This is a genomic window from Streptomyces sp. NPDC056224 (genome assembly GCF_042267665.1).
Lineage (GTDB): Bacteria > Actinomycetota > Actinomycetes > Streptomycetales > Streptomycetaceae > Streptomyces.
Genome location: NZ_JBHJTK010000011.1, coordinates 122911 through 134058, shown reverse-complemented (window position 1 = coordinate 134058; position 11148 = coordinate 122911). Strand labels below are relative to the sequence as shown.

At 70.5% G+C, this 11148-nt stretch carries 7 protein-coding genes; 5 read left to right on the top strand and 2 right to left on the bottom strand.

Annotated features, from left to right (window positions below; translation table 11 throughout):
* Positions 1-124 precede the first annotated feature (124 nt).
* Positions 125-994 (top strand): HAD family hydrolase, encoded by an 870-nt coding sequence (locus ACFCZ1_RS16815; RefSeq protein WP_376679023.1) that lies wholly within the window; start codon positions 125-127, stop codon positions 992-994.
* A gap of 453 nt (positions 995-1447) precedes the next feature.
* Here ACFCZ1_RS16815 and ACFCZ1_RS16810 read toward each other — a convergent pair whose 3' ends face one another.
* On the bottom strand, positions 1448-2269 hold the full coding sequence (locus ACFCZ1_RS16810; protein ID WP_376679022.1) for an oxidoreductase: 822 nt from the start codon (positions 2267-2269) through the stop codon (positions 1448-1450).
* Positions 2270-2378: 109 nt separating this feature from the next.
* Between ACFCZ1_RS16810 and ACFCZ1_RS16805 the strand changes: the two genes are divergently transcribed.
* Positions 2379-3437 (top strand): ATP-binding protein, encoded by a 1059-nt coding sequence (locus tag ACFCZ1_RS16805; RefSeq protein WP_376679021.1) that lies wholly within the window; start codon positions 2379-2381, stop codon positions 3435-3437.
* Here ACFCZ1_RS16805 and ACFCZ1_RS16800 read toward each other — a convergent pair.
* The gene (locus tag ACFCZ1_RS16800; protein ID WP_376679062.1) at positions 3391-4701 is read right to left on the bottom strand and encodes a hypothetical protein; all 1311 of its coding nucleotides are present in this window, start codon (positions 4699-4701) and stop codon (positions 3391-3393) included. The genes ACFCZ1_RS16805 and ACFCZ1_RS16800 overlap by 47 nt on opposite strands.
* Before the next feature lie 235 nt (positions 4702-4936).
* On the opposite strand from ACFCZ1_RS16800, the gene ACFCZ1_RS16795 reads away from it, so the two are divergent.
* The 3 genes from ACFCZ1_RS16795 (at position 4937) to nhaA (ending at position 11142) form a co-directional block, all read left to right on the top strand.
* Complete coding sequence (locus ACFCZ1_RS16795) at positions 4937-7363, top strand: SulP family inorganic anion transporter (protein WP_376679020.1); 2427 nt, start codon at positions 4937-4939, stop codon at positions 7361-7363.
* 161 nt (positions 7364-7524) lie between these two features.
* Positions 7525-9522 carry an acetate--CoA ligase gene (acs, locus tag ACFCZ1_RS16790; RefSeq protein ID WP_376679019.1) on the top strand — a complete coding sequence of 666 codons (1998 nt, stop codon included), beginning with the start codon at positions 7525-7527 and terminating at the stop codon, positions 9520-9522.
* A 210-nt stretch (positions 9523-9732) separates the two neighbouring features.
* The gene (nhaA, locus tag ACFCZ1_RS16785) at positions 9733-11142 is read left to right on the top strand and encodes a Na+/H+ antiporter NhaA (protein WP_376679018.1); all 1410 of its coding nucleotides are present in this window, start codon (positions 9733-9735) and stop codon (positions 11140-11142) included.
* The last annotated feature ends 6 nt before the right edge of the window (positions 11143-11148 follow it).

The following is an 11148-nucleotide window of genomic DNA, read 5'->3' as shown; positions in this document are numbered from 1 at the left end:
CCCCACGGTCCGACTCGGGGGGGGAGGAGCCAGACCGGGTTAGCACGGTCGCGAACGATCCGTGACTTCCATGGTGTACCCGAGAGCCTTCTCAGGCAAACCCACGCGCCACACCTTACGCCGAATGGTGGGCGCATATGCTCGGGGCGTGGAAAATCAGCCCTTGCCGCACTCCTCGCCTCGCACCGCAGCCTTCTTCGACCTGGACAAGACGGTCATTGCGAAGTCGAGCACTCTGACGTTCAGCAAGTCCTTCTACCGCGGCGGCCTGATCAACAGGCGAGCCGTGCTGCGCACCGCGTACACGCAGTTCATCTTCCTGGCCGGCGGCGCCGACCACGACCAGATGGAACGGATGCGCGAGTACCTCTCCGCCCTCTGCAAGGGGTGGAACGTGCAGCAGGTGCGGGAGATCGTCGCGGAAGCCCTGCACGACCTGATCGACCCGATCATCTACGACGAGGCCGCGTCCCTCATCGAGGCCCATCACACCGCCGGCCGCGACGTGGTGATCGTGTCGACCTCCGGCGCGGAAGTGGTCGAGCCGATCGGCGAGATGCTCGGCGCCGACCGGGTCGTCGCCACGCGCATGGTCGTGGGCGAGGACGGCTGCTTCACCGGCGAGATCGAGTACTACGCCTACGGCCCCACCAAGGCGGAAGCCGTCCGCGAGCTCGCGGAGTCCGAGGGGTACGACCTCGACCGGTGCTACGCCTACAGCGACTCGGCCACCGACATCCCGATGCTGGAGGCGGTCGGACACCCGCACGCCGTCAATCCCGACCGGGCCCTGCGCAAGGAGGCCTTGGCGCGGGAGTGGCCGGTGCTCGTGTTCAACCGCCCGGTGCGGCTGAAGCAGCGGCTGCCCGGGCTGTCGATGCCCGCCCGGCCGGCGCTGGTCGCCGCCGCCGCCGTGGGCGCCGCCGCCGCCACGGCCGGGCTGGTCTGGTACGCGAGCCGGCGCCGCAGCCGCGCGCTGGCCGCCTCCGCCTGACACTCGCCGCCTTGGGCGAGCGCCCGCCGCCTGAGGCGAGCGCCCGCCGGGCGATTGTCCCGACCTGGGGCGATTCAGGCCGTCCGATTCGCCCCAGGTCATCCCGCTAGGTAAAAAGTGGAGCCAGGGGTTTCGCATAACTCCGAAGCGGAGTACAAATAAAGCAACGGCCCGCGAGACCAAAGAACATCCGAGAGGATCATCTTTAAAACGCAGTAAGGCCCACGGACCGAAGCATGAACGCCGAGCACCCACGCGACGTCGACCCGTCGATTACGGGCCAGCTGCACCAGGTGACGGGCAAAGTTCCCGACCTGATGGGCAATTTTCGAGGACGCTTGGTAACTGGGCGTAAGTGCCAGCGGCGACACCAAAGCAAGACGGTGTCGCCGCAACCCGTGTCCGGCCCTGTTCGCCGGGTCCGGCCGGGCCGGCCAGCCCCGCCGGAAGGCCTCAGGCCGCGCCGCGCTGCAGCGCCTCGCACACCGCCGTCGACTCGCGGACCCCGAGCTCGATCGCGCGTCCGCAGTGGGCGATCCAGGCGGCCACCCCCTCGGGGGTACCGGAGACGTACCCCTCGAAGGCAGCCAGGTAGGCCTCCCGGCCCTGCTCCGCGTGGCCGACCTCCGCCGGGCAGATCGCCTTCGGGTCCAGCCCGCTGTTGATCAGGACGATGCGCTCGGCCGTCCGCGCGACCAGGCCGTTGTACGTGGCGAAGGGGCGCAGGGCCAGCAGTTCGCCGTGCACCACGGCCGCCGTGATAAGCGCCGGGGCCGAGCCGCCCGCGACGATCAGGCGGGAGAGTCCGTCCAGTCGGCCCGCGACCTCCTCGGCGCCCGGCAGTGGGAGATCGACCACCGGTTCGTCCACCGGCTCGCCCGCCAGGCGGGGGCGGCCCACCACGTCCCCGGCCGCCGTGGACCCCGCCGCCACGAGGTGGAGCCGCGCCAGAACCCGTAGCGGCGACTGGCGCCAGATGCTCAGCAGCTGGCCCGCCTCGGCGGTGAGCCGCAGCGCGGCGCCCACCGTCAGCGCCTCCGGCTCCGACCCGAAGTCGGTCCGGCGGCGCACCTCCTCCAGCGCCCAGTCCGCACCGGACAGCGCCGCGCTCCCGCGGGCGCCGCGCAGTGCGGCCTCCGAGGTGATCTCGCCACTGCGGCGGCGCATCACCCGGTGCCCGTAGACCCGGTCCACGGCCTTGCGTACGGAATCCACGGAATCGGCGACACCCGGCAGCCCGGACAGGGCGGCCAACGGGTCAGAAGCGCTACTCATAAGTAGGGAGCCTACGCACTGCGCACCCTTAGCACCGACCCCTCCTTGGAGTGGTCTTCTTCACTCACCTTGACAACTCAACGCGTTCGACCGGCTACGCTTGGTGAACATGAAGATCGCTTTCGTAGGAAAGGGCGGCAGCGGCAAGACGACGCTGTCCTCCCTCTTCATCCGCCACCTCGCCGCCAATGAGGCCCCCGTCGTCGCGGTGGACGCCGACATCAACCAGCACCTGGGCGCCGCGCTCGGACTCGACGACGCGGACGCGGCCGCGCTGCCCGCCCTCGGCGCGCACCTGCCCCTGATCAAGGAGTACCTGCGGGGCACCAACCCGCGCATCGCGTCCGCCGACACGATGATCAAGACGACTCCGCCCGGCCGGGGGTCGCGCCTGCTGCGGGTCACCGAGGACAACCCGGTGTACGAGGCCTGTGCGCGCACGCTCCTCCTCGACGGGGAGCCCGTACGGCTCATGGCCACCGGGCCGTTCACCGAGGCCGACCTGGGCGTGGCCTGCTACCACTCCAAGGTCGGGGCGGTCGAGCTGTGCCTCAACCACCTCGTCGACGGGCCCGACGAGTACGTCGTCGTCGACATGACCGCCGGATCGGATTCCTTCGCCTCGGGCATGTTCACCCGGTTCGACATGACGTTCCTGGTCGCCGAACCGACCCGCAAGGGCGTCTCCGTCTACCGCCAGTACAAGGAGTACGCGCGGGACTTCGGGGTCTCGCTCAAGGTCATCGGCAACAAGGTGCAGGGCCCCGAGGACATCGAGTTCCTCCAGGACGAGGTGGGCGAGGACCTGCTGGTCACCGTCGGACACTCCGACTGGGTACGGGCGATGGAGAAGGGCCGGCCGGCCTCGTTCGAGCTGCTGGAGGCGACCAACAGGCTGGCCCTCCAGGCCCTCCAGGACGCCGCCGACGACTCGTACGCGCACCGCGACTGGGAGCGGTACACGGAGCAGATGGTGCGGTTCCACCTCAGGAACGCGGAGAGCTGGGGCAACGCCAGGACCGGGGCCGACCTGGCGGACCAGGTCGACCCCGAATTCGTCCTGCGCGAGGGCCTGGGCCGTACCGAACGGGTCGGGGAGACAGCGGATCCGGACGCTCTCGTCAGCCCTCGTCCGCACCGGCATCGGCCGGCTCCGCAGCCGGCTTGACCCCTGCGGGGGCCGTCGGAGGCGCGGGCGGCGGCCCCGCGGTCAGGAACTTCGTCCAGCCCTGCTTCGGCGTCTCGCCGACGTCGAGGGCGCGCATCCACTCAAGGGTCTTGGGGTCCTGGGCGTCCAGCCAGTCCGCCAGTTCCCGGAACGGAACGCAGCGGACGTCCTTCCGGGTGCACATGTTCTTGATGGATTCCTCGACGGCGCGCATGTAGGTGCCGCCGTTCCAGGACTCGAAGTGGTTGCCGATGATCAGCGGTGCGCGGTTGCCCTGGTAGGCCCGCTCGAAGGCCTGGCCCAGGCCGTCGCGCATCTGGTCGCCCCAGTAGGCGTGCTGCGAGGGATCGCCCTGGGAGGTGGTCCCGGACTGGTTCGTCATGAAGTTGTAGTCCATGCTCAGCGTCTCGAAAGCGCGACCCGGCACGGGCACCAGTTGCAGCGGGATGTCCCAGAGCCCGTCCGTCTTCTTGGGCCAGACCTGCTTGCTGATGCCGCTGGAGTCGTAGCGGAAGCCCATGTCCTTCGCCGCCAGCATGAAGTTCTTCTGGCCTTCGAGGCAGGGGGTGCGGGCCCCGATGAGCTCCTTGTCGTAGTCGAACGGGAGCGCCTGCATGTCCTTCAGGCCCGCGTTGGTCTTCCAGTTCTTGACGAACGACTTGGCCTGGTTGATCTCGCTCTTCCACTCCTCCACGGACCACGTGCCGACGCCACCGTCGGGGCCGCAGAAGTGGCCGTTGAAGTGGGTGCCGATCTCGTTGCCCTCCAGCCAGGCGCCGCGGACCTGGGTGGCGGTGTCCTTGATGCCCTGCAGGTCGCCGAAGCCGATGTCGGAGCGGCCGGACTCGTGCTGCGGCGCGGTGTAGAGGGAACGCTTCTCCTCCGGCAGCATGTACACGCCGCTGAGGAAGTACGTCATCCGGGCGTTGTACTTCTTGCCGACCTCGCGGAAGTGCGAGAAGAGCTTCTGGCTGTCCTCGCCCGCCCCGTCCCACGAGAACACCACGAACTGCGGCGGCTTTTCGCCGGGCTTCAGCTTCTGCGCCTTCTGCACGTTCGGCTGCGCGCCGGTGTACGCGGTCGAACCGTCGCCGATGAGCCGGTTGACGCTGCCGGGGGCCTCGGGGGCGGCGGCGCCCTTCCGGGCGTTCTGGCCTCCGGGCGCCGGGGGCTTGGCGGGTTCCGAGGAGCCGCACCCGGCGACTCCGAGGACCAGCGCCGTGGCGGCCAGGCCGCCGGCGATCTTCTTCGTGGCGGCGATCATCCGCCCCACCTCTCCCTCGCAGTTCATCGCAGGACTTCCGCGCCGCAACGTCCCACGCGATCCGATGCGAGGAAGGTGTGACAAGCCGTACAAAATGCTTAATCACCCTGGAGGGTTAATTCATAGGCTATTTGCCCCCATTACCCACCATCGCTCTTTACTCACCATTACCATCCATTTACCGAGTGTTGAGACTCCCGCCGCTTCATCCCTCCCCCCGAGGAGACGGGACCTTATGACAGCCACTTCCCCCACATCCACGAACAAAGAGATCCACCAGCAGAGCCGCAAGGACCGCCCCGCGGACTTCTCCGCGGACCTCTCCGCCTCCATCGCCGTCTTCCTGATCGCCCTGCCGTTCTCCCTCGGCATCGCCCTGGCCACCGGCGCCCCGCTCCAGGCCGGGCTGGTCGCCGCGGCCGTCGGCGGGATCGTCGCGGGCTGGCTCGGCGGCGCCCCGCTCCAGGTGAGCGGCCCCGCCGCCGGACTCACGGTCGTCAGCGCCGAACTCATCCAGCACTACGGGTGGCGTACCACCTGCGCCGTCACCGTGCTCGCCGGCCTCTGCCAGCTCGGCCTCGCCCTGCTGCGCACCGCCCGGTCCGCGCTCATGGTCAGCCCGGCCATCGTGCACGGCATGCTCGCCGGCATCGGCGTCACCATCGCCCTGGCCCAGCTGCACATCGTGCTCGGCGGCACGCCGCAGAGCTCCGCCGTCGCCAACGTCCTCGGCCTGCCCGACCAGTTGGCCGATCTGCACCCGGCCGCGCTCGGCATCAGCGCACTGACGCTGCTCGTCCTGTTCAGCTGGCCGAGGCTGCCCGGGCGGACCGGCCGGGCCCTGCGCAAGGTTCCGGCAGCGCTCGCCGCAGTGGCGACGGCCACCGCGTTCGCCGCCCTGGCCGGCCTCAGCCTGCCCCGGGTGGACCTGCCGTCGTGGCGCAGCCACGCCCTGCCCGAGCTCCCCGAGGGCCCGGTCCTCGGCATCATCGCCGCCGTCCTGACTGTCACCCTGGTCGGCAGCGTCGAGTCCCTGCTCTCCGCGGTCGCGACCGACAAGTTGATCGCCTCCGAGCGCGGCAGGGGCAAGCGCCCGCCGCGCGCCGACCTCAACCGGGAACTGCGGGGACAGGGCGCGGCGAACATCGTCTCCGGCGCGCTGGGCGGGCTGCCCGTCGCGGGCGGGGCCATGCGCAGCGTGGCGAACGTCAAGTCCGGTGCCGCCAGCCGGAAGTCGGTCATGCTGCACGGCCTCTGGGTCCTGATCGCGGCGGGGCTGCTCGTCCCCGCCCTCGACCTGATCCCGCTGGCCGCGCTGGCCGCGCTGGTGATGGCGGTGGGGGTGCGGATGGTGAGCGCCACGCACCTGCGCACGGTCACCCGGCACGGCGAGATCGCGGTCTACGGCACGACCATCGTGGGAGTGGTACTCAGCGGGGTCCTGGAAGGCGTGGCCATCGGCATCGCGGTGGCGGTCGCACTCGCCCTGCACCGGCTGGCGCGCACCCGGATCACGCTGGAGCAGCTGGAGACCGGGGTCCACCGCGTATGGGCGCGTGGCCAGCTGACCTTCCTCGCCGTGCCGCGGCTGAGCCGGGTGCTGAACCAGATCCCGCACGACGGGCGCGCCGTGATCGAGCTGGACGGCTCGTTCATGGACCACGCGGCCTACGAGACGCTGCAGGACTGGCAGGACTCCCACCGCGCCCACGGTGGATCGGTGGAGGTGACCGGCCGCCGCGCCGACGGCGCGCACTTCCTCGACCCGGCCCGGCGCACACCGCAGCGCGGGGGCCACCAGTGCTGTCGCCCCTGGACACCGTGGCAGAACCACTGCGACCACCGCGCCGCGGACACCCGTGCTGACACGGCGGCGGCCACGGGCGCGGGCGCGGCGCCGGACACGGCCACCGACGGCGCGACCGCCGCAGGCGCTCCCGCGTCAGCGGCGTCAGCGGCCGCGGCGGCCTCCGCACGGGCTCCCCGCCGGCGCGGCGCCGGCCAACTGGCCAACGGGATCAGCGCATTCCAGCGCGACACCGCGCCCCACGTACGGGACGAGCTGGCCCGGCTGGCCCGCGAGGGGCAGCGGCCCTCCCAGCTCTTCCTCACCTGCGCGGACTCACGCCTGGTGACCAGCATGATCACGGCCAGCGGGCCGGGCGACCTGTTCACGGTCCGCAACGTCGGCAACCTGGTCCCGCTGCCGGGCGCCGAGTCCACCGACGACTCGGTCGCGGCCGCCATCGAGTACGCGGTGGACGTGCTCAAGGTGGACAGCATCACGGTGTGCGGACACTCGGGCTGCGGGGCCATGCAGGCGCTCCTCAACTCCTCCCCCGGGACCCCGATGACCCCGCTGCGCCGCTGGCTGCGGCACGGGCTGCCCAGCCTGGAGCGGATGGCGAGCCGACACCACGCCTGGGCCCGGATCTCGGGCCGGCTCCCCGCCGACGCCGTGGAGCAGCTGTGCCTGACCAACGTGGTGCAGCAGCTGGAGCACCTGCGGGCGCACGAATCGGTGGCGAGGCGGCTCGCCGAGGGCACGCTGGAGCTGCACGGGATGTACTTCCACGTGGGCGAGGCGCAGGCCTACCTGCTGTCCGAGGGAGAGGACTTCTTCGACTGCCGGGTCTTCGCCACCGTCGGCCAGCGCGCCTGAACCCCGGAGCGATGAACCGGTAGCCTCCCCTGTCCGTGCCATCGTGTGGCCCCTTCCCGCGACCTGCGGCGGGAAGGGGCCGTCGCATGGGTCCGGACATGCTATAGGTCTAAACCAATTTCCGGCTACCCCTTGTCACCTGGGCCGCTGACTGATGAGCTATGCCCGGGGACACAACGGACACCCTGGGAAAGGGAGATGTCGTGAGCAACGAAAGCCTGGCCAATCTGCTCAAGGAGGAGCGGCGGTTCGCACCGCCCGCCGATCTGGCCGCCGCCGCCAACGTGACACAGGCTGCGTACACACAGGCCGACGCGGACCGGCTGGGCTTCTGGGCCGAGCAGGCCCGGCGGCTGCACTGGGCCACGGAGCCGACCGAGACGCTCGACTGGACGAACCCGCCCTTCGCGAAGTGGTTCGCGGACGGCAAGCTGAACGTCGCGTACAACTGCGTGGACCGGCACGTCGAGGCCGGCAACGGCGACCGCGTCGCCATCCACTTCGAGGGCGAGCCCGGCGACAGCCGCGCGATCACCTACGCCGAGCTCAAGGACGAGGTCTCCAAGGCCGCGAACGCCCTGACCGAGCTCGGCGTCCAGGCCGGCGACCGCGTCGCCGTCTACCTGCCGATGATCCCCGAGGCGGTCGTCGCGATGCTCGCGTGCGCCCGTATCGGCGCCGCGCACTCGGTGGTCTTCGGCGGTTTCTCCGCGGACGCCGTGGCCTCCCGCATCCAGGACGCCGACGCCAAGCTGGTCATCACCGCCGACGGCGGCTACCGCCGCGGCAAGCCCAGCGCCCTGAAGCCCGCCATCGACGAGGCCGTCGCCAAGTGTCCGCAGGTCGAGCACGTGCTCGTCGTGCGGCGCACCGGCCAGGACACCGCCTTCACCGAGGGCCGCGACGTCTGGTGGCACGACGTGGTCGGCCGCCAGTCCGCCGAGCACGCGCCGCAGGCCTTCGACGCCGAGCACCCGCTGTTCATCCTCTACACCTCGGGGACCACGGGTAAGCCGAAGGGCATCCTGCACACCTCGGGCGGCTACCTCACGCAGGCGGCCTACACCCACCACGCGGTCTTCGACCTGAAGCCGGAGACCGACGTCTACTGGTGCACCGCCGACATCGGCTGGGTGACCGGACACTCGTACATCGTCTACGGGCCGCTCGCGAACGGCGCCACCCAGGTGATGTACGAGGGCACGCCGGACACCCCGCACCAGGGCCGGTTCTGGGAGGTCGTGCAGAAGTACGGCGTCACCATCCTCTACACGGCGCCCACGGCCATCCGCACGTTCATGAAGTGGGGCGACGACATCCCCGCGAAGTTCGACCTGTCGAGCCTGCGCGTGCTGGGCTCGGTCGGCGAGCCGATCAACCCCGAGGCCTGGATCTGGTACCGCAAGCACATCGGCGGCGACCGCTGCCCGATCGTGGACACCTGGTGGCAGACCGAGACCGGCGCGATGATGATCTCCCCGCTGCCGGGCGTCACGCAGACCAAGCCGGGCTCGGCGCAGCGCGCGCTGCCCGGCATCGGCGCCACCGTCGTGGACGACGAGGCGAACGAGGTCCCGAACGGCGGAGGCGGCTACCTCGTCCTCACCGAGCCGTGGCCCTCGATGCTGCGCACCATCTGGGGCGACGACCAGCGGTTCATCGACACGTACTGGTCGCGGTTCGAGGGCAAGTACTTCGCGGGCGACGGCGCCAAGAAGGACGACGACGGCGACATCTGGCTGCTGGGCCGGGTGGACGACGTGATGCTGGTGTCCGGCCACAACATCTCGACCACCGAGGTCGAGTCGGCCCTCGTGTCGCACCCCTCGGTCGCCGAGGCGGCCGTGGTCGGCGCGAACGACGAGACCACCGGCCAGGCCATCGTGGCCTTCGTCATCCTGCGCGGCAGCGCCTCCGAGACCGAGCACCTGGTCGCGGACCTGCGCAACCACGTGGGCGCCACGCTCGGCCCGATCGCCAAGCCGAAGCGGATCCTGCCGGTGCAGGAGCTGCCGAAGACCCGCTCGGGCAAGATCATGCGCCGTCTGCTGCGCGACGTGGCGGAGAACCGCGCGGTCGGTGACGTCACCACGCTGGCCGACACCTCGGTCATGGACCTGATCCAGTCCAAGCTGCCGGCCGCGTCCAGCGAGGACTGAGACGGGCCGACGGCCCGGTCGGACCAAGGAGGGCGTCCGGTGCGCAACGCGCCGGGCGCCCTTTTCGCGCATAAAGTGACGATCGCCGGATACGCCCTTGGCTACACCCTGTAACATATTGAAAGCGTCAAGAAAGTCCACAGGGTGAGCCGGGAAGTCTGGTCGGCAACTGCATTCGTCATGCCGTCGACCAACCGGAGGTTCCCTTCCGTGGCCACGCCCAACCCGACCGAACCCCAGCGCCGCACGTTCCTCGGCCGGCTCTCGCTGCCCGAGCGCCGGTTCGTGGCCGATGCCCTGCGCGCCGAGACGGTCGGTGGTGTGCTGCTGCTCGTGGCCACGGTCGGCGCCCTCGTCTGGGCGAACACCCCCGCCCTCGCGGACAGCTACCAGACCGTCAGCGACTTCCACTTCGGCCCCGCCGCCATCGGCCTGGACCTGTCGGTACAACACTGGGCGGCCGACGGCCTGCTCGCGGTCTTCTTCTTCGTCGCCGGGATCGAGCTCAAGCGCGAGCTGGTCGCGGGCGATCTGCGCGACCCCAAGGCCGCCGCCCTCCCGGTCATCGCCGCCCTCTGCGGCATGGCCGCCCCGGCGGGGGTCTACGCCCTCGTCAACGTGTTCGGCGACGGCTCGCAGGCCGGCTGGGCGGTCCCGACCGCCACCGACATCGCCTTCGCGCTCGCCGTCCTCGCGGTCATCGGCACCTCGTTGCCGTCCGCCCTGCGCGCCTTCCTGCTGACCCTCGCCGTCGTCGACGACCTCTTCGCGATCGTCATCATCGCGGTGTTCTTCACCAGCGACATCGACGTGCCGGCCCTCGGCGGCGCCGTCGTGGGCCTCGCGCTGTTCTGGTTCCTGCTGCGCCGGGGTGTCCGCGGCTGGTACGTCTACGTCCCGCTCGCCCTGGTCGTCTGGGGCCTGATGTACAACAGCGGGGTCCACGCCACCATCGCCGGTGTCGCCATGGGCCTGATGCTGCGCTGCCACCGCGAGGAGGGCGAGGAGCAGTCCCCCGGCGAGCACATCGAGCACCTCGTACGGCCCGTCTCGGCCGGGCTCGCCGTCCCGCTCTTCGCGCTCTTCTCGGCCGGAGTCTCGCTCTCCGACGAGGCCATCGCCCAGGTCTTCACCCGGCCGGAGACCCTCGGCGTCGTCCTCGGCCTGGTCGTCGGCAAGACGGTCGGCATCTTCGGCGGCACCTGGCTGGCCGCGCGCTTCACCAAGGCGGAGCTGAACGAGGACCTCGCCTGGCCGGACGTGCTCGCCATCGCCTCGCTCGCCGGCATCGGATTCACGGTCTCGCTGCTGATCGGCGAACTCGCCTTCAGCGACGACCGGCCCCTCATGTACGAGATCAAGGCCGCCGTCCTGATCGGTTCCCTCATCGCCGCGGTCGTCGCCTGTGTCCTGCTCAAGCTCCGCGACCGCAAGTACCGGGCGCTCACCGAGGCCGAGGAGCGCGACGAGGACCTCGACGGCATCCCGGACATCTACGAGGAGCACAACCCGGCGTACCACCTGCGGATGGCGAAGATCTACGACGAGAAGGCCGCGGAGCACCGCCGCAAGGCCGAAGCGGCGGCCGGGTCCAGCATCGAGGACGACGGTCCGGCATGATCTGAC

Bases quoted from the DNA above. Each gene is read 5' to 3' on its own strand.
- ACFCZ1_RS16815 (WP_376679023.1), top strand. From the start codon at position 125: ATGGTGGGCGCATATGCTCGGGGCGTGGAAAATCAGCCCTTGCCGCAC.
- ACFCZ1_RS16800 (WP_376679062.1), bottom strand. From the start codon at position 4,701: ATGATCGCCGCCACGAAGAAGATCGCCGGCGGCCTGGCCGCCACGGCG.
- ACFCZ1_RS16810 (WP_376679022.1), bottom strand. From the start codon at position 2,269: ATGAGTAGCGCTTCTGACCCGTTGGCCGCCCTGTCCGGGCTGCCGGGT.
- ACFCZ1_RS16805 (WP_376679021.1), top strand. From the start codon at position 2,379: ATGAAGATCGCTTTCGTAGGAAAGGGCGGCAGCGGCAAGACGACGCTG.
- ACFCZ1_RS16795 (WP_376679020.1), top strand. From the start codon at position 4,937: ATGACAGCCACTTCCCCCACATCCACGAACAAAGAGATCCACCAGCAG.
- acs (WP_376679019.1), top strand. From the start codon at position 7,525: ATGCCCGGGGACACAACGGACACCCTGGGAAAGGGAGATGTCGTGAGC.